Raw genomic sequence first — 20,696 nt, 5'->3', positions numbered from 1 at the left:
CAGCCACGAGCCGTCGCCGCAGTGCCCGATCACGGGGAGTTTGCGGTTGGTCTTGGCTGCGGAACAGCAGGTCGGCGTCCGTGGCGGCTACCTGCTCGATCAGGTCTGCGGCGGCGAAGTTGCGGTCGGCGAGCAGCAGCATGCCCTGGTGCAGGCAGCCCAGAAGCTTTGGTGCATAGGTGGTTTCGCCCGCACTTAAGGTGCCGAAGACGGCGTCGAGTACGGTGCGGGTGCCGCACGCGACCACGGTCAGCATCCGCAGCATCGGATACCCGGAGGGGCCGTTGCCGCCGCCGACCCGGCCGAACGCGGCCAGGTTCGCCGGGGTATCGGGGGTGAACATCGACGTGCCGTCGATCGCGCACACCAGCAGGACCCGCCATCGCGCCGCACCGGCGGCGGGGCCGCGGACCAGGTCGAACAGTTCCCGCAGCGGTTTGACACCGATGCGGCGACGGGCCTGCGCCAACGCCGACGACACCGGATCGGCCACCTCGATCCCGTCGAGGCCCGCGGTCATCCGGGCCCACACCTGGCCGTAGCCGAGCTCGGCGAACAGCGCCGCCGCCAGCAGCAGGTACACCACCACCCGCGACGGCAACGCCCGGACCCTGGCCTGCACCGTCCGGGTCGATTCCAACACCGCATCGACCATCTCGAACGGGACGATCTGGGTCAGCTCGCCGAGGTGACCAGGCGCGAACGGACCCGCAGCAACTACCACCGAACCACGAATGACAGACTGAACAGACAGCGGAACTCCTGGGTGAAGGGTCGTCTTGTGAGGACACCCATCGATACCGGGAGTTCCGCTGCCCAACTTGCCGACACGCCGCACACGTCACACTTGACCCAACAGTCACACCCTTAACTGAGCGGCATTGCGGCTAGTCGAGCACGGTGCTTGAGCGCTTCGGGTCGGGGCGCGCAATGCTCACTGGTTTTGCTGTGGCGGCCTAGACGCCGACGTAACATCCTCGCGTGAGCAAAGAGAGCGAGCAAGCGATACGACCGCCCAGCGAGAGGTTCGTCCTGGGTCTGGACCTCGATGGTTGTGTCGCCGACTTTTACGGCTACATGCGGGAAGTCGCGGCAGAGTGGACAGGCGTCCCGGTCGAGGAACTAACTCCAGACGTCTCGTACGGCATGCCCGAGTGGAAGCTTCTACCCAACGAATACCCACGCCTCCACCGATTCGCTGTCACCCAGCGAGACCTGTTCAAGGAAATGGCTCCCGTCCCCGGTGCCCCGCAGTCAATCCGACGTCTTGGGACCGAAGGAATCAGGATCCGAATAATTACCCACCGGCTCTTCATCCGATGGTTTCACGAGATCGCCGTCGCACAAACCGTGCGCTGGCTAGACAACCATGCCGTCCCGTACTGGGACCTGTGTTTCATGCGCGACAAGGAGGCGGTCGACGCGCACCTGTACGTTGAGGACACCCCAGAGAACATCGGCCGACTCGTTGAGCAAAAACGAAAAGTCATCGTCTATGGCAACTCCGCCAACGCGACAGGACTGCCCGAAAGTGAATACGTCCTCGCGAGGGTCACCGATTGGTCTGAGGCAGAGGAATTAATCCGAGAAGAGTACTACTCGTGGCTCAAGCAGGAGGGTGCGGATCTCCCGCCTAGCGTTGGCGTAAAAGCGCCCTGGCACGACCTGCTTTAGCATCGGGGCCGCGGGTCAGCGGCAGTCCCCGGAGGTAACTTCAGCGAGTCGGTGCCGCCTAGGACGCACGACCATGTGTTCACACCGCCACAGCCGCGCTGGTCGCTCCACGGGCTTGTCTGGGGCCGGGCTCTATTCGACGTCCTCGACGTCGCAATCGGTGTAATGCACCATCGGGTGCGGCGAGGTGTTCTCGTCTTCGATGTAGAGGATCTCGCCGGTCACTTCGGTGGGTCGCTCGTCGGCATAGAGCATCGCGCTCTGCAGCGTGTTGAATTGGCCGGGCGGTAACGAATTATTCTGGGCATCAACCAGATTCGTGGTGAAGTAATGGCTGGGCGATGTCATCCCTCGTCGTCGAGTTTGCGCAGCCGCTCCTGAAGTTCAGCCACTTGCGCCTCGGCCTTCTTCAGGCTTCGCTCAAGGGTGGCTCGCCTCGGTTGCGATGGCGGTGGAAGCGATTTTGACTTCGGTTTCGGCGCAAGTGTTCCCACGCACTGATACGCGTTCACGGTGCGAACGTCGGCACATGTATGACACTGCGTGAACGGCCTTGGTCTTGGATGGTTCTCGGTATATATGCGCCGCCAAAACTCCTCGTCGTCGGCGTTCCTGCAAACCTCCTTGAGCACTGTGCGCAAAACCCGCTGCTTAGGTGCGGGACCGTAGGTCAGTCCGTTCTCCGGCCGCCAGTCGAGATCGCCAACCAGTTCGGTATTCCGATGACCGCAACTGAGCGCCACGTCCCAACGCGCAAAAGTCTTTTCGGGACTGACAACCTCGCCGTTGATCTCAAATGCCTCCATAATGTAGGGCTCTGCGTCGCGACTGACCCACTCAACGATGTCGCGCATCGGGCCACCGGTCTCACGGTATCGCGGGCACTTGGTGTTGTAACAGATCCATTGTCCAACAGGCAGTTTCGTCTTGTTTCTGCCGCCGGGCCAGTAGTCGTCGGAGTAGTCGGCCAGCCAGGTCACTTCGTTCGTGTGCCCCAGCCTGTCTACGATGCAGCCGCAGTCCAGTTGAATGCGCCAGTGGTAGACCTTGTCCGGCGTTGGGTGGTGAACATCCGCGAGAAAGCTCAGCAGCGGTGCCTTCTCGCTGTGCAATGCCCGTCGATGTACATCGTCGCGCCGAGCGACGTACCCTTCACGCAGATTCTTAGTTGGTTGCGCCACTGGCAACTTTCGTGCGACGTGCGCGGTCATTCGACGTCGCTCCACTCGTCAGGCGTTTCGAATTCCTGAGCCCATCCCTTGAGGGTGGCGGCGATGTCCTGTACGCCAAGCTGGCCTTCTGCGACATCCACTGTGAGACCGACGATTTCACCCGCTTCCGCATACAGGTTGTAACCGTTGACCATGTAGAACATCGCAGTGGCCGTCCAGGCCGTGCGTTTGTTGCCGTTGACGAACGGGTGCGTTCGGGCCACCCCGTGCAGCAGTGCTGCTGCCTTCTCGTGGATGGTCGGGAAGGCGTCGTCACCGAAGGCGCTCATCTGCGGGCGGGTGACGGCTGCATCGAGGAGGCCGAAGTCGCGCAGTTGATCGGGGCCGACGAAGCGCTGATTGATCAGCACGACATCGTCGGAGACCAGGTAGATGATCACATGTTCTCCAGCTTCTCCAGCGCCACGCTGTGCTGGCGGACGACACGCTGGAACGCCGACTCCATGATCTCGGCCCGCCCGTGGATCTTCAGGTACTCAATCAGCGCGCGTTTGATCACCTCGTTCGCCGAGGTGTCGGTGACGAAGGCGTAGTTCTTCAGCGCGTCGGCCAGTTCTGCGGGCAGGCGCACGGTCACCCCTGTGGTGCGCGGGGTCGATTCTTCGGCTGTCATGACACCATGATGTCATGGTGCAGGCACGGCGTCCACACCTCGGACCTCGCGACGCGGTGGTCCACACGCGCCGCCGCTGTCGGCGTACTGCGTGGTGCTGAACAGCCCGGGCGGCGGTGCGGCGACTAGTCGGCCACCGTTGCGCGCCACACCTCGTCTGTCTGCNACTGCGTGGTGCTGAACAGCCCGGGCGGCGGTGCGGCGACTAGTCGGCCACCGTTGCGCGCCACACCTCGTCTGTCTGCGCGCGCACCTCATTGCCAACGATCGAGTGGAGGCGCTGCCGGTCCTCCACCTGGCTGCGGTCAACCCAGAGGTCGACCTGGATCGTGACGCGGACCAGATTCTCGGCGTTCATTCGCTGTCCCCTTACCGGGTCGGTGCCGACCGGTTGTCGGCGCTCAACCTTTCAGGGACGAGACCGCGCTCTTGACCAGAGGACGGGCGTCGAGCAGGACAGACAGCGTCGCACAACGACACACGAATATGTCACGCAGATGACACAGTGTTTGCCGATACGCCCTTGACCTAACACCGACCGAACGTTGGTTACCGGCACGCTTCGGCGGCGCAGAGCGTGACACAATCGCACACTCGGACGCCGGCACCGCGGCGTCAGTGCGCGAGCAATTCCATGACCAAGACCTGCAGCTCGCCCACAATGCCGCCGAGCACACCGCCGACCGTGATCATCAGCGGCTCATCGTCTTTGAAGATCGGCCGCAGAATCGATTCGTATTCCTCGTTGTTGAGCTGGTTCATCTTCTCCACGATGGTGTTCTCCAGATCGATCACACTCGTCGCGTAGTCCTGCGCTTCAGTCAGTGTTGACGGGAGCCGATCGAGAACCATTTGCACCACCTTGTCCTTGAGTGCGCGGTAGCGCTCGGTGCCCACGGCGAGCACGACGATGGGGCGCGCGACACCGGTTTGCGCATCGATCGCCGCATCGACTTCCTTCGCCAGGAGTGCGAAGAGTTTGTCCGACCCGGGGCCTTTGAGTACGCCGTCGAAAAGGATTTCGGGTGAGAAGAGATCCTCTGCAAGGATTTTCGCGTAGTCGCGGGTGATCTTGTCCCGCTGGGCATGTAGCAGCCCTTGGTATGGGATGAAACCGAGAAACTTGGTCGGCTGCACCGGCCGGAACAACATGTTCAGTGCGATGTAATCGCTGAGGAAGCCGACTGCGAAACCGAACGCCGGCATGATCCACGGATTCTTGAATAACGCCCACGCGACCATCTGTACGAGACCGATGCCCAGCCCGAAGTAGATTCCGCTGCGCCGAACAAACGCCATCGCATCGTCGGCCACCGAGCGCATCAACTTGACCAGCTTGTCCTTGTTGCGCACCAGTGTGGTGACGGCGAGAAACTGGAGGTCGACGTAGCGGCTCAGGTCGGCCTTCATCTCGTTGAGCATGTTCTCGGTGATCCGCGGCACGTGGTCGTGGATCCGGGCCTGGATCGCCGCCCGCGCGGCATCGGGAAGTGAGTCCCATAGTCCCGGACGGATCTGCTCGGCGAGGTCACGGGAAATTTCGTCGACCGCTTGGCCCAGCGGGGCTCGCAGGGCCTCGACCGCCTCGCCGGCGTCGATCCGCTCCAGCAGCTCTTCGGGTTTGATCAGGTTCGCGGTCAGCAGCTCGATGGTCTTGGAGCCGACCTTGCCGGCGCGGCGGGGTACGACGCCCTGCCAGCCGATCGGCCCGATGCCCTTGAATTCCAGCGGCCGGTAGATCATCTCCATCGCGACGATCTTGGTGCTCCACCCGACGAAGGCAGCCACCAGCGGCATGGACAAATAGATCAGGTAGTTGGCGCCGATGTCATGCTTGATCTCCTCCCAGGACTGCATGCCGATGAGGAGGACATCGTTCACGACGAGTCTTCCTGCATTGTTGCCGCCCACAGGGATTGGCCGAGCCCGGACAGACGCAGCGTGAGCTTTTCCACCTTTGCCGTCAACGGGCCGCGGGAGGCACGCTTGATCGCCTCGAGGACCATCGTCTCGGCCATCAGCACCTCGTAGTCCGTCTTCATCTCCGGGTCCTCGGGGCCCGTCTCCAGCAGGCCGAGCGACAGCAGGTGGCCGACGTACGTCGGGACCATGGCGGGCAGTGCGAGGTTGGCGGTGCGGCCGATCAGCGAAGCATTTTCGAGTACGGCGCTGCCCGGTACGCGGGGCCGTGTCCAGGCGTGAACGTTGACCAACGGCGACGCAGATCCGTCCGAGAGCGCGCAGATAATCCGGGCCTCATCGGCGACCAACTGATCGAGGATGCGGTGGAAGAGTTCGACCTGGCCGCCGCGTGTGCTCTGGTCCAATGCCCGGTCCAGCAATCTGCTCATCTTGGCGCTCAACGATTGCTCCGCGGGGGCGGGCTGCGGCGCGTCCACGGGCGCAGACGTAGGCGTCGACGCCGGCGGCGAGATCTCGTCGAGCCGGTGCCGCAGCTGTTCCTCAGTCCAACTGGTGACATTGAGCCAGAAGCGGGCCACCTCGGCGGTGCGCTCGACGACATGGAGGCGATCGAAAAAGTTGGTCACTTGTGAACGGTAACGACCAAGGCGTCGGCGAGCAGCAAATTGCCACGATCCGGCGCCGAGCCGCGCGCGCAAGGGAATTCGGCCCGCTGATCCGCGCGACCAACGCTCATTGCATCCATCATTGACGGCTCTCGTCTAGCTCGCCGCCGTCGTCGGCGGCTCGGTAATTGGGGCACCAAAGTCGGGCACCGCTGCGAAGCCACGGTTGCGGGCCAGCGCGGCGCCTCGGCGAATTAACGCGTTCAGCGGAACGAACATGACCTGGTCGCTGACCGTTAAGGGATGTAACCGGTTGTGCACGAAGGCGAACGCAAGACCGGAGGCGGGATCGGCCCAGCCCACCGAACCGCCCATCCCGACGTGACCGAACCCCGGCATCACGCCGGGGACGGGCACCGCGTGGTAGCCGAGGTGAAAGGCCACCGGCAGCAACAGGTTGCCGTCGATCCGCAGGCTGCGCCGACCCGTCAGATTGGCGACCACACCCGCTGACAAGAATTGCCGACCGTCGATCATTCCGCCGTTGGCGATCGCGCCGTACATCCGAGCCAGCCCCCGCGCCGTCGCGACCCCGTTCGCGCCGGGAAGTTCCGTGTCGAGTAGCGGAATCTCGCCCTGCACAATGCTTCTCACTTCGGGGAAGTACATCGCGCCGAACAGGCCCGACCGCGGCCACGCCGCCACCTTGGGCGCCAGGGAGTTGAACCGCGGATTGGCGACCGTTCTTTTCAGGGTGATGATCTGCGCGGCCCGCGTCGGCGCGCCCGCGGGCGGCCGGCCCAAGTGCAGGCCGTCCGTACCCAGCGGCGCAGCCAGTTCGAGCCGGAACAACTCGCGCATGCTCTTGCCGGTGACCGCGCGCGCCAGGCCGGCCAGCAGCCAGCCGTAGGTGAACGCGTGGTAGGCCGACTTGCCCAACACCCGGTCAGGCGCCGCCGCCGCGACGCGTTCCTCCATCGCGCGGTGGTCCAGGAAGTCGGCCTTCGTGATGCCGTTCAACCGCGATAGCCCAGCGCGATGCCCCATGACGTCTCGCACGGTGATAGTCGCTTTCCCGTTGGCGCCGAACGCAGGCCAATGGTGCGCAACCGGGGCGCCGTAGTCGATCAGCCCACGATCAGCCAAGCGGTGAATGACAGTCGCGGCCATTCCCTTGGTCGCCGACATCACCACGGCACCGGTGTCCGCCGACCACGGCACGGTGCGGCTGCGATCCGCCCATCCCGTCCACACATCCACCACCGGCACGCCGTCCAGATACACCGCCAGCGCGCCACCGCCGAACCCCGGCCGGCGCGGAAACAGGCTTGCGAATGCGCGCACCGCCCACGTGAAACTTGGGTCGGCCGTACCCTCGACTCGAGACGGCAACCCAGAGGTGTTACGAGAAATCTGTTGGTCCATGGCTGATCGACCCCAATTCCCTTACGTCCCACCGTATTCCGGGCGTAGCGATCCGGCGAGCACGGAAAGCGGCACCCGGATTCTGACGGTTCCGCCGTCCATGGACCAGACCAGCCGGTCGCGGGGGAAGGGGTCTTCGCGCTGCATCGGCTCGTCGGGCATGTACAGCATCAGGTGGTCGGCCGAGAGCGCAAAGGCGCGGTATTCGCCGGTGTAGTTAGGGCCATCAGGGCCGGGTTGCCACTCCTGGACGGTGAACGGGTAGGTGTTGGGCGCGTGCGGGGGTGCGGCAGCGTCGAGCGCCGCCGGCAGAACTGGTGCTGCGGCCGGAGGGATTGCCGTCATCGGGTCGACGCCCGGCTTGAACAGGTCGGCGAGGCTGAGCCTGCGCCCTTGTGCCATATCGAAGACGAATGTCCGATAGGCGTTGTTGGCCTGGATCCCGAAGGGCTCGAAGTTCTCATGGACGACCACTGACTGCACCGCACCCGGCCCGGACAAGATCTCGTAGTAGCTGGATGCGCTGCTCTCGCGGGGCGTATCGGCGGCCGACTTGCGCCAGCCGTCCATCAGCCTGCGGTAGTAGTCGCGCAGGACGGGCCCAGCTGTCGGGTCGTCCAGCAACGGCACCGGCAGGCCAAGCGAGATGAACCTGTCCGCGTTGCGCGTCGATGTGACCAGCGTCGTGCAGTTCGTCCCGTCCCACGTCGCGCCGAGTTCGCTGCAGAATTCCGCAGCGGATGCGTTCGCGGCCGGCGCCGTCGCGACCAGGACAGCCACTGCCCCCACTACCGCTAGGCCCGCCGAAAGCTTCATCTCGCTTACCCCGGCTCACCGGGCAGGTCGACCTTGCTGGCTAGCCACTGGCCGTCCACCTTCTCCATGGTGATGGTGACGGCCGTGAGATCAACTGCCGGTTCGGGATTGGTCGAGTTGGTGACCGTTTGTTTGACGAACAGCATCACTTCGACATTGTTCGCGGTGGCGGATTTGACCGCCGATTCGACGACGCTGCCCTGCGTGGTCACCTTGTTGTCGAGAAACAGTTTTCGCAACTGAGAACTGGCGTTGGCATACTTATCCTTGAAATCGCCTGTGGCCCCGTTGATGATGCCGGTCACCTTCTCGTCGATCGTGTTGGGGTCGGCGCTGGTGAGCGTGACGGCGTAGCGCTCCGCGACGTTGAGTGCATCCCGAGCGGCGACGTCCTTTTGGTGCTGCTGATACAGCAGCCACCCTTCGTAGCCCGCTGTGGCTAGCACGACGACGAAGCCGGCGGCAGCGGCCCATCGGATCGCCGATCCGATCCAGTTGCGCCTCTCCGGAGCTGCCGACTCCTCGGCACGGGTCTCAACGGTCTCAACGCTGTCGACCTCAGGCGACGCGTCAACCGTTTCCGGAGTTTTGGTGTTCATAATTCAGCCTTTACTAGGTGATTTCGACTTGGCTTGCGAGCCAACGATTGTCGATGAGCTCCATGGTCATCCGCACTCTGTTGCGGTCGATTCGCGGGCTGGGGAGGATGGCGTTGGTGATCGATTGGTCGACGAACAGCAGCACCTCGACTTTGTTCTCGGTCGCCGACTTCACGGCCGCATCGATGACGATGCCCTTGCCCGTCGCTTTGTTGTCGATCAGAAGTTGGCGCAGTTGCGCGGAGCCCTGGCTGTATTCGTCCTTGAATACTCCCGTGGCGCCGTCGAGTGCTTGTTGGTAGTGCTTGTCGATGTCTTTGGCATCGAGCGTGGTCAACGTGACGGCGTAGTTGCGCGCGGCCTCCAGTGCCGCCTCACCAGCGGCTGCGGTGGCCTCGAGCTGTTTGACCCGCCACCCCAAGAACGCCGATAAGCCCAGCGCCGCAACGAAAACAACGCACAGTAGTCCCGCTACGATGCGGCGACGACGCCGACCGGGCTGCGGTGCGGCCTGCTCAGTGCCGTCCGCGCTCTCGACATCGGCCTCGTCGTCCGATTCGCCGTCGGTCGGGGTGGTCTCACGCTCCGAATCCTCGACGTCATCGGATTCCGTTGCAGGTTTGGCGGATTCGACCTCGACGGGTTCATCTTGCTCGGCGAGCCTGTCGAAAACGTCTCGGGACTTGGTTGATGTTCGCTTAGACATGGCGGGTCATCGGGCCTTCCAGATTTGTGGTCACTCCGGTACCCATGCCGGCAGCTGGGGTCCCCCATACTCGGTGGGCAGCGTGTACGGCGGGTAGTTGGGAGTTGGGTCGGTCTTCGCGTTGGGGTCGTGTCCGGGCGGCGGGCCTGCGGTGTCGTCGCCGGGGGGCCGGGGCGCGTTGCGGGCACCGCGGATCAGCACCGAGGGGTCGGGGTTGTCGCAATAGGTGTAGAGGTAGGGCTCGGGGAAGTCCGCTTGCGCCGGTGGGAGCCGCGGAATGTTGTAGTCGCACCGGTACTTCGGGTAGATGTCACCGATCAGCCAGATGCCGCCGTCGCGGATGGTCGTGTTCAGCCGGTCGATCAGCGACTCGTGCTCGGGATTCCACAACGCCTGCAGCGCCGGTGTGCGCAGATAGAGCAACTGACCGAGCGTGGTCAGATTCCCCAGCAGCTGCACCATGTTTTCGCGGTTGTCGGCGATGAAATTGTCGACATCGGCGAGCTGGCCCTGGCCGCGGTCCACGAGGGTGCGAAACCCGCCGTCCATTTTGTTCACACCGCCCAGCACGTTTTGCAGGTTCACCGACGTCTGCCGCAGACCCGCGTTGACGTCAGACAGCGTGGTGGCCACGCTCTGCATGTCCTGCACCAGGTTCACGGTTTCGGGGAGCACGCCGTGCAGCGTGGAGGACAAGAAGATCACGCCGTCGAAGAGGCCCGCCAGCTTCTCGGGACCCTCGCGGCTGACGCGCACCTCACTGAAGAGAGCAGTCAGCTTCTTCTCGTCTAGCTGAGCCAGCGCACCGCGGCTGTCGTCGATGATCCGCGGCAGCGTCACCGGGATCGTCGCCTGGCCTTCACCGATCACCGTCCCGTCGGACAAATACGGGCCGTTGGCGTGCTCCGGGCGAAAGTCAAGGTACTGCTCACCGGCCGCCGAGAGACCCGAGACACGCACGGGGCTGTCCTTCGGAATCGGCGCGTCGGCATTGATGGAGGCAACTGCCTCCACTCCATCCTGGGTCACGGTGACCGATCGGACGCGGCCGACCGGGATTCCCCGTAGGGTGACATCTTGGTTTGGCAGCAGCCCACCCGACTCCGGTAGAAGCACCCGCACCGCGATCGTCTTGCGTGCCGGGTTGATCCTCAGGCCACCGATCGCGATGTAGGCGAATGCCACCACCAGCGCGAGGGCCAGAGCGACGGCTGACACCAGGAGCCGGCGGCTGGCGACCGCCTTCACCGCGTCGACGACCAGTCGGGCCGCCCACTCCACCGGGTTGCGCGACGCCGTCATCGCGGCGCCTCCGGTGCTGGCGGTGCGGGCGATTCCGCCGGCAATGGCGGTTGCGGTGGTGCGGGCGACTCCGGCGGCGCAGCCGGCGTCGGTGGTGCAGGCGCCCCAGGCGGTGGCGGGGGCGGCGCCGCCGGGTTCCATCGCTGCGCCCCATAGATCCTGTCCAACAACAGGTTCCACTCGTATCGCAGGCTGCCGATCATCAGATGCCAGTCGGTCCCATCCGACCAATGGAAGCCGGGATCGCCGGGGTAGTTCTTGTCGGGCCAGGGGACCAGCGCAAGCTTTCTGATATCGCCGGTGCCATGGATCGATGTCGAGTTGGTGCTGTTCATCACGATGCCGATCAGCCGGTTGAACGCGTGCAGTCTCAGGTTGGGGTCGATGGCGATGTCGTTGAACACCCCCGCGAGATTGTTGAGATCGGCGGTCAGGCTGCGCGTGTCGGTGCCCTGGATGGACGGGAAACGGGAGAGTTGGCGGGTGATCCGTGCCACCTCATCGGTCAGGTCGGCGATCCGGTTGGCGTTGTCGGCGATAACCGCCACGGCCGGCGCGCCGGCGCTGAGCGCTTGGTCGAGCGTGCCCCGGCGCGCGGCCATCGCCGCCGACATCTCGGACGTGCGATGTAAGGCCTCGTTCAGCTGCGCCGACCGCGCGGTCATGCGGGACAACAGAGTTCGGGTCTGCTGCAGCAGCGCGTTGACCTTCTCGCCACGGCCGCCGAGTGCCCGACCCGCGCCGTTGAGCGTCTTCACCAGGTGACCGACCGTGCCTCCGTTGACCAGCATCGCCATCGAGTTGAGCAGTTCTTCCACGGTCGGGGCGGCGGCGGTGGATGTCAGCGGGATGGTGTCACCGTCGCGCAGCCGCGGCGCGTCCGGGGCCTGGTTCGGGTCGGGTTTGATCTGAACGAAGACATCCCCCAGCAGTGTTGCCGACCGCAGTTCGGAGGTGGCGCCCGCATACAGTGGCGCATCGCTGGCGACCCGCATGTGCACATGCGCGGTGAAGTCCTTCGCTTCGACCGACTCGACTTCGCCGATGTCGGCGCCGTACAGCCTCACCTTGGCGTTGGCCGGCAGATTCAGCGCGTTGGAGAAAACCGCTGTCAGCGTGTAACTTTCGCCGCCGGCGACCGGGGCCGGCAGCGGCAGGCGCTCCAGGCCGACGGCGCAACCCGTCAACAGGGTGGCCAAGCCGGCCGCCAGGGCGCAGCGCAGAAGACGCTTTACGCGGTTCATGGCCTACCGCCGATCCCGTTGGCCATCAGGTCGAGCACCGAGGTCAGGCCGAAATCCGGGCCATAGTCTTGCAGCGTTCCGGTGGCGCATCCCAGCTGTTTGAGGCCCATGAGATTGCAGATTTCCTTGCCGAACTGACTGTTGAAGATGACCTTGTCGGTCACCACATGCGCACGAGCGCTGCCGGCGACGGGGTCGATGATGTTGTAGAGGTTGTCGATTGTCAGCGGCGCGACGTCGAGGGTTTCCGCCAGATCCCGGCGGTAATCGGTGATCGTGGTGGTGATGGATCGGGTGTCGGCGAGTGTTTCTTTCAGCCCCTCGCGGTTGCCCTGCAGAAGTCGGGACGCCTCATCGAGAATCTGATTGACCTTCGCGCCGGTGCTGCCGGTGCCGAGGTCTTCGGCGGCGAGGATGTCGCTGAGTTGCCGCAGATAGGACCCGAATTCGCGGATGGCGGCGTCGTTGTCGACGGCCGCCTGGGTGAGTTCGGAGAGGCTGGTGACGATCTGCTGGATGTTTTCCTTGCTGCGGGCGCCCTTGTCGGAGCCCACGCGCAGCGCCTGCGACAGCTTGTCCAGCGTTGCCTTGATGTCGGGTCCGTTGCCGGTCGTGATCTCGGCGCCGAGGTTGACCAGATCCCCCAGCGGACCGCCGCCTTGCTCGTCGCCACGCAGGGCGCTGCCCAGCCTGTCGATCATCGAGAGGGTCCGGTCGAACTCGACCGGTGTGCGGGTGCGGCCCAGGCCCAGCACGTCGCCGTTCTTCAGCTTCGCGCCGCCTTGATAGGGCGGTGTGAGCTCGACGTGGCGGTCGGTCAGAAGCGACTTCGACAAGGTCACGGCTTGCACGTCTGCCGGGATGTCGACGTCCTTGTCGATCGCGAGTTTCACTTCCACATAGCTGCCCTTGGAGACGATGCTGGTCACTTTCCCCACCGACATGCCGAGCACCGAAACCCCGTTGCCTTCATAGAGTCCGACGGCGTCCTCGAAGTGTGCGGTTACCGTGATCTGCTCCGGAAGCACTCGTGGCTTCAGCGCGAGCACTCCCACCACCGCCAGTGCAACCGCGGCAGCCAGTGCCACGGCAATCACCTTGACCTGTCGGCTCATTCGCAGTCCTTGAAGTACTCGACGAGGTTGAATTGCTTGGCCCGCCCGCTGAGCGCACACATCCACGAGTCGACAAAAGGACCGGCCGGGAAGTTGACCGTGATCGCGTTGCCGCTGCCGGTGGCGTTGGCGAGGTTGCGCAGGGCCGGGGGCGCCGACTGCAAGATGTTGCGTATCAGCGCGTCATGCTCGGCCATCATGCGGGTGAACTCGCGCGCGTCGGCGAGCAGCTGATTGAGCGCAGGCTCGTCGCCCAGAATCGTGTTGGCCCGGTCCACCAGCGTGGTGGCGCTGTCGAGGAGCTGCTGGACCGCGGCGCGCCGGGTGGCGATCTCGCCCAGTAGGTCGCGGCCCTGCAGCACGAGCACTCCGAGATCGGCTTTCTGGTCACGCAGCATCGCCAGCAGCGCGTCGGCGTTGGTCAGCAGGGTGCCGAGCTGGTCGCGCCGATCCGACATGATGGTGGCCAGCGATTGGAGGTTGTCCAGCGCTTCCGGCAGCGCTTCGGGCACCCCCTGCAGGCTCTGGGTCATCGTTTTCACCGAGTCGACGACGCGTTCGGCGTCGAGCGGTTCGAATGTGCTTGTCGCGCCGGCGAGGGTCTTCTGCAGGTCGTAGGGGACCTCGGTGTTGGCCAACGGAATCGTCTGATCCTCGAGGCGTCCGTCGCCGGCGGGCGACAACTCCAGATAGCGGCTGCCCAGAATCGTGGTCAGTTTGATCGCCGCCCGGCTGTCGCTGCCCACGTGCACGTCTTTTTCGACGTTGAACGAGACCACGACGTGATCGCCGGCGAGTTTCACGTCGTCGACGGTGCCCACCTGGATACCGGCGACGGTGACCTGGTTACCCGCTTCGATCTGTGCGGCCTGAGCGAACTCGGCGTGGTAGCGGGCTTTGCCCACATTCGTTGTGCTGAACAAGACGACGACGCCGAGGACCGCAGCGATGGCGACAATCGCGATCGTCCCGAGCCACATCTTGTTGTATGACTCCAGTGGGCGCTTGAAACGCTCGAACATGGTGGCTACCTGCATATCGGGGAGTGTTTGACCTTGTTGAGGTAACCCGGGGTGACGCCGTCGCCCGGGGTCGCCGAGGCGATGAAGGCCCGGAACCAGTGGAACAGGCCGCGCCAGAAGGCGAAGTCGACGTCGCACACGTAGGCGTTGATGTAACTGCCGTCCTGGCTGATGCGTGCCAGGGACTTGAGCAGGTGCGGAAGGTTGGCCCCCATATAGGCGAACCGCTCCCGGCCCTCATTCACGCCGTAGCCGAGCAGGCCGGGTTGCCGGGCGATGAACTCCTGCGCATCCGGGGTGACGTTGTCGACGATCGTCGCCAAGCGGGCAACCGTGGAGTTGATCGATCCCGCCGACGCGACAAGAGCCTCTCGACGGCTCGCCAGGTCGGCCATCACACCCCGGGCCTGGCGGATCATCGTCTGCAGGTTGTCGTTTTGCGCGGCAAGGCTGATCATCAGCTCGTTCAGGTTGCCGATCAGGTCGCCGAGGACCTCGTCGGGCCCCGCCAACGTTTCCGCCAACACCGACGCCTGGGTCGTCAACGCCAGGATCGAACCCGAATCTCCTTGAAACGCTTGGACGAGTGCGTTCGTGATGTTGTCGACCTGCTGCGGATCCAACTGGGTGAACAGCGGTTCAAACCCGTTGAGCATGTAGGAGATGTCGAACGACGGATTGGTCCGCTCCTTGGGTATCTGAGCGTGATTGGGCAGCAGCCTCTGATCGCCGTCCGGCCCCTCCGACAGCCCGAGGTATCGCTGTCCGATGATGTTCTGGTAAGTCACCGACGCAATGGTGTTGGTGTACAGCTGTTGTGACCGTTGCACCCGGAACGTGACCTCGGCCAGAGTGCCTTCGAGTTCGATCTTGTCCACGCGGCCGACCCGTACCCCGGCGACCCGGACGTCGTCTCCAGCCTTCAGCCCCGACGCGTCGGTGAAGATCGCCGAATACGTGTTCGTCGGACCCGCGATGTTGCGCTGCAGGGTGGCGAACACCATCCAGGTGACGGTGACGGCAAAGACCATGAAGATGGCCAATCCGATGAGCGCCTTGCGATACATCCTCACTGGCCGCCTCCTGGGTCAGGTGCGATGTGAACGGTCGCGCCGCGCGCCAACGGTCCCAACAGCAGCTCGGTGGCCGCGCTGGCCGGGCCACCCACAATGCGGCTGAGTTGCTCTTTTTCGTGGCGGCTACCGACCGGGCCGACGTTTCCGCCGATGATCGCGGACTGCGGTTGCACTGCAGCGGATTCGGCAGGCAGAGGCGGGGGAGGCGGTGGGGCGGCTGGCGGCGGGGGTGGGGGCGGTGGCGGGGCCTCGTAGTCCACCGCAGGCGGCGGCGCGAGACCCGGTGGTGGGCCGGGGAGAGGGGGTCCCTGCGGCATCCCGGGCATCGAGTGCCGCGGCGGGGTCACGTTGGGGCGATTCTCCGACAGTCCCGGTGTGGGCTCGAATCCCTTGGAGCCCAACGCCGGAAACAGATCGGGAGCGGTCGGCACTTCCGGCGCTGTCTTGCAACTGGGACCCTCCAGCGCGCCGTAGCGGGGGCAGTCTGCGCGTACGTAGGTACGGCTAGGCGTCAACCCGATCACTGTCTTGGCGACGAGTTGCTTCTTCTCCGGATCCCACACCTCGTCGTAGAACCTATTGGCGAGCGTCTGCATCCGGGTGGAGATGCCGTGGAAATCGCCTGCGTGATCGGCGATTACACCGAGCGGTGGGGTGAACGCGGTGCTGATGGTGATCAACCGGTCCGTCTCGTGGTCGAAGGCATCGCCGAGCGTGCCGGCTGTCCCGAGTCCCGCCGACAGGAAATTCGTGAGCTGCGAACGTTTTTCGGCGATGGTCCGCATCGGCCGGACCGCATTGTCGAGCGCATTGAAGAGTTCGGGGGACGTGTCGCGCAGACCTTCCGTCGCAGCGGTCAGCGCCGAGAGCGTGGTCGGGCCGGCGTCGTCGAGGCTGACCACCGTATTCAGCTGAGTCATAATCTCATTCAGCTGACGCCCGGAGTCGGTCAGTTCGTCGCCGCGACCCTCGGTTGCCTCGCCGATGGCGGCTATCACGCCGACGGTGTTGTCGTCGGGCTTGCGTCCCAGGTCCTTGAGTAGCGCGCGGAGCTTGGCCAACACGTTCTGGAACAGCACGGTGGGCAGACTGGTGTCCTCAGGCACCACCGAGCCGTTGCGCAACGACCCGGTACCGGGCCCGTTGTCCACCAACTGCACCGATGACACCGCGAACACGTTGCTCGGAATCACCCGCGCGGTAACGGTATTGGGGATGTTGGCGGCTTGCTCTGGTTTGAGATCGACTTTGACGATGTTGGGCCGTCCGATTTCGGCGGGGATCACATCTCGCACCGACCCGACGATGAGACCGTGGAACCTCACATCCGAGCGTTCCGGTAGCCCGTCGCCGATGTTGACCAGATGGACGTCGACCTTCACCAGCTTGTCGAATCTGCCTTCGGATTTGGCGACCATTCAACACCGCCATGAGGGCCGCGATCACCAGGAAGCACGTACCCACCACGAAAAGTAGGCGGTTGGAGGGGCTTCGCGGGTCGAAGTCGAATGAGTTTGGCATCGCTACCCCCCAAACCTCGCCCCGGACTCGACGCCCCACAGCGCCATGGTCATCAACATGTTCATGACCATCACGACGGTGACACTCGCCCGCATCGCCCGCCCTGCGGCCGCACCCACACCAGCCGGACCGCCGGAGGCGACGAACCCGTAGTAGCACTGCAGTGTCGAGGCGATGAAGGTGAAGACGACCGCTTTCAGCGTCGCGAACACCACATCGCGCGCGGCGACACCCAACCCGAAGTAGTGCAGATACGACCCCGCGGACTGTCCGGCGGCGAACACGCTGACCAGCTGGCTGGACAGGAAGGCGACCGCGAGGGTGACCAGAAACAGCGGGATGACCGCGATGGTGGACGCCACTACCCGGGTGGTCACCAGGTAGGCGATGGAGTTGATGCCCAACACCTCCATCGCGTCGATTTCGTCGTTGATCCGCATCGCGCCCAATTGCGCGGTGAAACGACATCCCGCCTGGGCGATGAACGCCAGGGAGATCATGATCGGCGCGAGTTCGCGGGTAACCGCGAATGAGGAGACCAGGCCAGTTGCCGGGCCGAGTCCCAGCAAGTCCAGCGCGTTGGTGCCTTCGATGGCGACCAGTGCGCCCGCGGTCACGCCCAGCACCACCGCGACGCCCACGGTGCCGCCGCCGACAACGATCGACCCGTTACCCCAGGAGAGATCGGCCAGCACCCGCATCATCTCGCGCCGGAACTTGAGGAACATGGTCGGAACGGAGGTCAGGATCCGCCCGAAGAAGTAGATGATGTGGCCGGCCTTCGACACCACCTTGCTCGCCGCGCCGGCAGCCCGGATGGCCGGGTCGAGGCCGCGGATCGGATACCTGGTAGGTGTTGCCATGAGTCAGAGGGTCTGCCGTGGGAAGACGATGATGTAGAGCTGGCTGAGCACGACGTTGACGATCATCAGCAGCAGCATCGATTCCACGACCGCCGCATTCACCGAGTTGGCCACCCCGGCGGGACCGCCGCGGGTATCCAGCCCTTTTTGACAGCTAACGATCGCCACGATCGTCCCGTAGATGACCGCTTTGACCAGCGCCAGCGTCAGGTCGCCGACGGTGGCGAAGGACGAGAAGGTGGAGATGAACGAACCAGGGGTGGTGTCCTGTAGGTACACGTTGAACAGGTAGCTGGCGATGTACCCGACGAAGGTGGTGATCCCGGTCAACAGGATCGCGATCAGGATCAGCGCGGCGAGCCGGGGAACCACCATCCGCCGCACCGGGGAAATGCCCATGACCTCCAGTGCCGCGATTTCTTCGCGCATCGTCCGCGCGCCCAGGTCGGCGGTCACGGCGGAACCCACGGCCATGGCGAGCAGCATCGCGGCCACCAGTGGCGCGCCTTGTCGGATGACCACTAGGCCGGTCGCCGCGCCGGACAGCGAGGTCGCGCCGACTTGCCCGGCCAGCAGGCTGAACTGGATCGCCAATGTGACGCAGATCGGAATGGTCACGAGAACTGTTGGGAGAAACGCTGTTCCGGCCATGAAGGCGGCCTGCTGGATGAACTCCCCGACCCTGAAGCGACCGGTGAACAGATCGATGAACAAGTACTGGATCGCTCGGATGCCGAGCACCATCTGGGCGCCGACGGTTTGCAGCGACTCCAGCGGATGGTTTCTGACGTACCGCCGGCCCCAATCGCCGATCTCCTCGACTGCCGATTGCTCGTCGACGGAGGGCCGCGAGCCGTCGGTGACGGTCAACGACCCGCTTTCGAGTCGGGCTCAGCCCCCACGGCGCGCGCGACCAACGGACTCAAATGCCAAACCCCCAGCTACCACAAATTCCTCGACTGCACGCCGCGTCCAATATCTGGACTGACGTATCAATCCCCCACCAACAAGTTGATTGAGTGTGCCACCGGTCACACTCTTACGTCAAGATAGTGCCTCGTCACAACCACTGAATAGTCGTTAACTTAGCGCCGATGCGGCTAATCTGTGCGGCAAATCACGGGAATGGCTAGATCGCAATCCGCTGGGCGTCCGGCCAGATGTCGATGTCGCCATTTCTCTTGCTCCCGTCGCTATGCGGTACTTGTGGTACCGGATACTATGTGTTCAACTAAGCTGGGTCGCGCTGGACAGCAGCGCGTGGGACGGGGGAGCGGTGGAGGTCACCATTCCGCGGCACGTTGACGACGAAACCACGGGCGACCGCCTGCGTCGCTGGGCCGACGAGTGGATTCGGATGGTTCGCGTCGCGGTATCGCCCTCCGACCAGCCGAAGACCGGGCAGATATACGACATTATCGGCCCGCAGAACCTGTTCGGCGAGGAATCGCTGTTCATCAACTTGGGCTACTGGGCCAACGATCCCGTCACTCTGGACGAGGCCAGTCGCGACCTGGCGCGCCTGGTCGCCCGCACCGCGGAGTTGAACAAGTCGGACATCGTCGTGGACTGCGGACCCGGCTACGGGGACCAAGACATTTTGTGGGCCAAGGAGTTTGGCCCCAAGCACATCACCGGAGTGAACCTAGCCTCCGAACAGATCGAGATCGCCACCCGCCGCGTCAAAGAGGCGGGCTTGGGGAAGAGGATCGACTACGTGCAGGCGTCGGCCACCGCACTGCCGCAAGAGGACGCATCCTGCACCAAGGTGCTGGCACTGGAATCCGCCTTTCACTTCCCCTCCCGGGTGGACTTCTTCGCAGAGGCGCTGCGGGTGCTCAAACCAGGCGGCCGATTGGTTACCGCTGACATCGTTCCGAAGCGGACACCTCTCAATGCGCTTGCCCGCGCGGAGGTTTCGCGGCGCGGTTGGCGTCAGGCCTCGGCGAGAGCGGTGCGCCAGGCCGTGGACCTCATCGGCTACCGCGACCTACTGCTCGACGTCGGATTTGCGCACGCACTCACCCGTTGTATCAGCGACGACGTTTACCCGCCTCTCGGCAGGTTCTTGCGCACCCGACTCCGCGACCCAGACATGCGTCATGTCAATCCGGTTCTGCGATATACGTTCACTCCATTGGGGTTTCAGCTCACCGCACTCAACACCGATTACATCGTGGCAATGGCACAGAAGGCGTGATAATGGCAGACACCACCCGCGAAACCGCAACGGCACGAACCCTCAAGCTGCTCGATCCGGATCGGTACCCCCGGGTCGACGCGACGAACCACGGCTATTACGACGTGCTCGGCGACAGCGATCCGCCCGTGCACAGCATCGTCCAGCGCCTCATGCGCTCGAGGATTTATTCAACGGGTTACCAGATCGGTCGTCCCATCGCACGCAAGCTGGTGAGCGGCCGGCAAGCGCCGGGCCGAGACCAGGACCGGACACAAGTGGCAGCGTGGCTCGGCCTCGGCGCAGATTCCGTCGTCCTCGATGTCGGCTGCGGTCCAGGCAATTTCACCGGTTGGTTCGGTTCGCAGGTAGCGCCAGACGGGCTTGCGGTCGGCGTGGACGCCTCGCATGCGATGCTGCGCCGTGCCGTTGTGGACAACTGCGGCCCCTGCACTGCTTATCTGCGCGGGGACGCCGAGCATCTGCCGTTCGCCGACGGCGTCGCCGATGCGGTGAGTTGTCTGGCAGCGTTGTACCTGATCAACCAGCCCGCCCAGGCCATCAGCGAGTTTGCCCGGGTGCTGAAACCGGGTGGCAGACTGGTGATTCTGACGAGCCTGGCGCCCCGAGGAATTCGAGCATCGGCATTGGACACCATCAGTGGGATCCGATGGTTCGGCCGCGACGAGGTGACCGGGTTGGTCAGCGACGTCGGCTTCACCCAGATCGAGCGGCACATCGGCGGACTGTCGCAGACCGTCGTAGCAACCAAGGAGTAGCG

The 20,696-nt window shown here is 64.3% G+C and carries 22 protein-coding genes and 1 pseudogene; 3 read left to right on the top strand and 20 right to left on the bottom strand.

From position 1 onward, the window contains the following. Window positions 1–10: 10 nt before the first annotated feature. Window positions 11–655, bottom strand: a pseudogene (locus CWS39_RS30340) (transposase domain-containing protein); the annotation flags it as partial. Window positions 656–981: 326 nt separating this feature from the next. Between CWS39_RS30340 and CWS39_RS18625 the strand changes: the two are divergent. Beyond that, on the top strand, window positions 982–1,674 hold the full coding sequence (locus CWS39_RS18625; protein ID WP_199178190.1) for a 5' nucleotidase, NT5C type: 693 nt from the start codon (window positions 982–984) through the stop codon (window positions 1,672–1,674). Between the two features lie 132 nt (window positions 1,675–1,806). Here the strand turns inward: CWS39_RS18625 and CWS39_RS18620 are convergent, their stop codons facing one another. The 19 genes from CWS39_RS18620 to CWS39_RS18535 all read right to left on the bottom strand — a co-directional run bounded on the left by CWS39_RS18620 (window position 1,807) and on the right by CWS39_RS18535 (window position 18,606). Next, window positions 1,807–2,022: a hypothetical protein gene (locus CWS39_RS18620; protein WP_102144409.1), complete on the bottom strand. Its 216-nt coding sequence runs from the start codon at window positions 2,020–2,022 to the stop codon at window positions 1,807–1,809. After that, complete coding sequence (locus tag CWS39_RS18615) at window positions 2,019–2,885, bottom strand: hypothetical protein (RefSeq protein ID WP_142386886.1); 867 nt, start codon at window positions 2,883–2,885, stop codon at window positions 2,019–2,021. The genes CWS39_RS18620 and CWS39_RS18615 overlap by 4 nt, the downstream gene beginning before the upstream one ends. Then, window positions 2,882–3,286 carry a type II toxin-antitoxin system death-on-curing family toxin gene (locus CWS39_RS18610; RefSeq protein ID WP_102144407.1) on the bottom strand — a complete coding sequence of 135 codons (405 nt, stop codon included), beginning with the start codon at window positions 3,284–3,286 and terminating at the stop codon, window positions 2,882–2,884. The genes CWS39_RS18615 and CWS39_RS18610 overlap by 4 nt, the downstream gene beginning before the upstream one ends. Next, window positions 3,283–3,519 (bottom strand): ribbon-helix-helix protein, CopG family, encoded by a 237-nt coding sequence (locus CWS39_RS18605; protein WP_102144406.1) that lies wholly within the window; start codon window positions 3,517–3,519, stop codon window positions 3,283–3,285. The genes CWS39_RS18610 and CWS39_RS18605 overlap by 4 nt, the downstream gene beginning before the upstream one ends. A 205-nt stretch (window positions 3,520–3,724) precedes the next feature. Further along, window positions 3,725–3,877, bottom strand: coding sequence for a hypothetical protein (locus tag CWS39_RS28920; RefSeq protein WP_158240374.1), 153 nt, complete (start codon window positions 3,875–3,877; stop codon window positions 3,725–3,727). A gap of 257 nt (window positions 3,878–4,134) precedes the next feature. Beyond that, entirely contained in the window at window positions 4,135–5,376 is a 1,242-nt protein-coding gene (locus CWS39_RS18600; protein WP_102144456.1) for a DUF445 domain-containing protein, read from the bottom strand. Window positions 5,377–5,396: 20 nt separating this feature from the next. After that, on the bottom strand, window positions 5,397–6,068 hold the full coding sequence (locus CWS39_RS18595) for an Abi-alpha family protein (RefSeq protein ID WP_102144405.1): 672 nt from the start codon (window positions 6,066–6,068) through the stop codon (window positions 5,397–5,399). Window positions 6,069–6,203: 135 nt separating this feature from the next. Next, entirely contained in the window at window positions 6,204–7,472 is a 1,269-nt protein-coding gene (gene lipL, locus CWS39_RS18590) for an esterase/beta-lactamase LipL (RefSeq protein ID WP_102144404.1), read from the bottom strand. A gap of 21 nt (window positions 7,473–7,493) precedes the next feature. Next, window positions 7,494–8,252, bottom strand: coding sequence for a mannan-binding protein (locus CWS39_RS18585; RefSeq protein ID WP_431306147.1), 759 nt, complete (start codon window positions 8,250–8,252; stop codon window positions 7,494–7,496). Between the two features lie 41 nt (window positions 8,253–8,293). After that, on the bottom strand, window positions 8,294–8,887 hold the full coding sequence (locus CWS39_RS18580; protein ID WP_102144402.1) for an Mce protein: 594 nt from the start codon (window positions 8,885–8,887) through the stop codon (window positions 8,294–8,296). 13 nt (window positions 8,888–8,900) lie between these two features. Beyond that, window positions 8,901–9,593, bottom strand: coding sequence for an Mce protein (locus tag CWS39_RS18575; RefSeq protein WP_199178189.1), 693 nt, complete (start codon window positions 9,591–9,593; stop codon window positions 8,901–8,903). Between the two features lie 30 nt (window positions 9,594–9,623). Next, complete coding sequence (locus tag CWS39_RS18570) at window positions 9,624–10,895, bottom strand: MlaD family protein (protein ID WP_102144455.1); 1,272 nt, start codon at window positions 10,893–10,895, stop codon at window positions 9,624–9,626. Beyond that, window positions 10,892–12,139, bottom strand: coding sequence for an MlaD family protein (locus tag CWS39_RS18565; protein ID WP_199178188.1), 1,248 nt, complete (start codon window positions 12,137–12,139; stop codon window positions 10,892–10,894). Before CWS39_RS18565 ends, CWS39_RS18570 begins: the two co-directional genes overlap by 4 nt. Then, complete coding sequence (locus CWS39_RS18560) at window positions 12,136–13,254, bottom strand: MCE family protein (protein WP_102144401.1); 1,119 nt, start codon at window positions 13,252–13,254, stop codon at window positions 12,136–12,138. Before CWS39_RS18560 ends, CWS39_RS18565 begins: the two co-directional genes overlap by 4 nt. Further along, window positions 13,251–14,291 carry an MCE family protein gene (locus tag CWS39_RS18555; RefSeq protein WP_233213568.1) on the bottom strand — a complete coding sequence of 347 codons (1,041 nt, stop codon included), beginning with the start codon at window positions 14,289–14,291 and terminating at the stop codon, window positions 13,251–13,253. Before CWS39_RS18555 ends, CWS39_RS18560 begins: the two co-directional genes overlap by 4 nt. Further along, complete coding sequence (locus tag CWS39_RS18550) at window positions 14,282–15,349, bottom strand: MlaD family protein (RefSeq protein WP_431306146.1); 1,068 nt, start codon at window positions 15,347–15,349, stop codon at window positions 14,282–14,284. The genes CWS39_RS18555 and CWS39_RS18550 overlap by 10 nt, the downstream gene beginning before the upstream one ends. Next, window positions 15,346–16,770: an MlaD family protein gene (locus CWS39_RS30170; RefSeq protein ID WP_158240373.1), complete on the bottom strand. Its 1,425-nt coding sequence runs from the start codon at window positions 16,768–16,770 to the stop codon at window positions 15,346–15,348. The genes CWS39_RS18550 and CWS39_RS30170 overlap by 4 nt, the downstream gene beginning before the upstream one ends. Window positions 16,771–16,875: 105 nt before the next feature. Continuing rightward, window positions 16,876–17,736, bottom strand: coding sequence for an ABC transporter permease (locus tag CWS39_RS18540; RefSeq protein ID WP_102144399.1), 861 nt, complete (start codon window positions 17,734–17,736; stop codon window positions 16,876–16,878). A 3-nt stretch (window positions 17,737–17,739) separates the two neighbouring features. Next, window positions 17,740–18,606 (bottom strand): MlaE family ABC transporter permease, encoded by an 867-nt coding sequence (locus CWS39_RS18535; RefSeq protein ID WP_233213567.1) that lies wholly within the window; start codon window positions 18,604–18,606, stop codon window positions 17,740–17,742. A gap of 406 nt (window positions 18,607–19,012) precedes the next feature. On the opposite strand from CWS39_RS18535, the gene CWS39_RS18530 reads away from it, so the two are divergent. Both CWS39_RS18530 and CWS39_RS18525 read left to right on the top strand, forming a co-directional pair. Then, window positions 19,013–19,936, top strand: coding sequence for a class I SAM-dependent methyltransferase (locus CWS39_RS18530; protein WP_233213566.1), 924 nt, complete (start codon window positions 19,013–19,015; stop codon window positions 19,934–19,936). Window positions 19,937–19,938: 2 nt separating this feature from the next. Then, on the top strand, window positions 19,939–20,694 hold the full coding sequence (locus CWS39_RS18525; protein ID WP_102144397.1) for a class I SAM-dependent methyltransferase: 756 nt from the start codon (window positions 19,939–19,941) through the stop codon (window positions 20,692–20,694). Window positions 20,695–20,696: the final 2 nt, after the last annotated feature.

The organism is Mycobacterium hubeiense, assembly GCF_002838065.1.
GTDB classification, from domain to species: Bacteria; Actinomycetota; Actinomycetes; order Mycobacteriales; family Mycobacteriaceae; genus Mycobacterium; species Mycobacterium hubeiense.
This window is presented reverse-complemented; position numbering and strand designations above follow the sequence as displayed.

Excerpts from the sequence above, each read along its gene's own strand:
- CWS39_RS18620 (WP_102144409.1), bottom strand. The coding sequence starts at position 2,022 with ATGACATCGCCCAGCCATTACTTCACCACGAATCTGGTTGATGCCCAG.
- CWS39_RS18615 (WP_142386886.1), bottom strand. The coding sequence starts at position 2,885 with ATGACCGCGCACGTCGCACGAAAGTTGCCAGTGGCGCAACCAACTAAG.
- CWS39_RS18605 (WP_102144406.1), bottom strand. The coding sequence starts at position 3,519 with ATGACAGCCGAAGAATCGACCCCGCGCACCACAGGGGTGACCGTGCGC.
- CWS39_RS28920 (WP_158240374.1), bottom strand. The coding sequence starts at position 3,877 with ATGAACGCCGAGAATCTGGTCCGCGTCACGATCCAGGTCGACCTCTGG.
- CWS39_RS18600 (WP_102144456.1), bottom strand. The coding sequence starts at position 5,376 with ATGCAGTCCTGGGAGGAGATCAAGCATGACATCGGCGCCAACTACCTG.
- lipL (WP_102144404.1), bottom strand. The coding sequence starts at position 7,472 with ATGGACCAACAGATTTCTCGTAACACCTCTGGGTTGCCGTCTCGAGTC.
- CWS39_RS18580 (WP_102144402.1), bottom strand. The coding sequence starts at position 8,887 with ATGAACACCAAAACTCCGGAAACGGTTGACGCGTCGCCTGAGGTCGAC.
- CWS39_RS18575 (WP_199178189.1), bottom strand. The coding sequence starts at position 9,593 with ATGTCTAAGCGAACATCAACCAAGTCCCGAGACGTTTTCGACAGGCTC.
- CWS39_RS18570 (WP_102144455.1), bottom strand. The coding sequence starts at position 10,895 with ATGACGGCGTCGCGCAACCCGGTGGAGTGGGCGGCCCGACTGGTCGTC.
- CWS39_RS18565 (WP_199178188.1), bottom strand. The coding sequence starts at position 12,139 with ATGAACCGCGTAAAGCGTCTTCTGCGCTGCGCCCTGGCGGCCGGCTTG.
- CWS39_RS18560 (WP_102144401.1), bottom strand. The coding sequence starts at position 13,254 with ATGAGCCGACAGGTCAAGGTGATTGCCGTGGCACTGGCTGCCGCGGTT.
- CWS39_RS18555 (WP_233213568.1), bottom strand. The coding sequence starts at position 14,291 with ATGCAGGTAGCCACCATGTTCGAGCGTTTCAAGCGCCCACTGGAGTCA.
- CWS39_RS30170 (WP_158240373.1), bottom strand. The coding sequence starts at position 16,770 with ATGGTCGCCAAATCCGAAGGCAGATTCGACAAGCTGGTGAAGGTCGAC.
- CWS39_RS18540 (WP_102144399.1), bottom strand. The coding sequence starts at position 17,736 with ATGGCAACACCTACCAGGTATCCGATCCGCGGCCTCGACCCGGCCATC.
- CWS39_RS18525 (WP_102144397.1), top strand. The coding sequence starts at position 19,939 with ATGGCAGACACCACCCGCGAAACCGCAACGGCACGAACCCTCAAGCTG.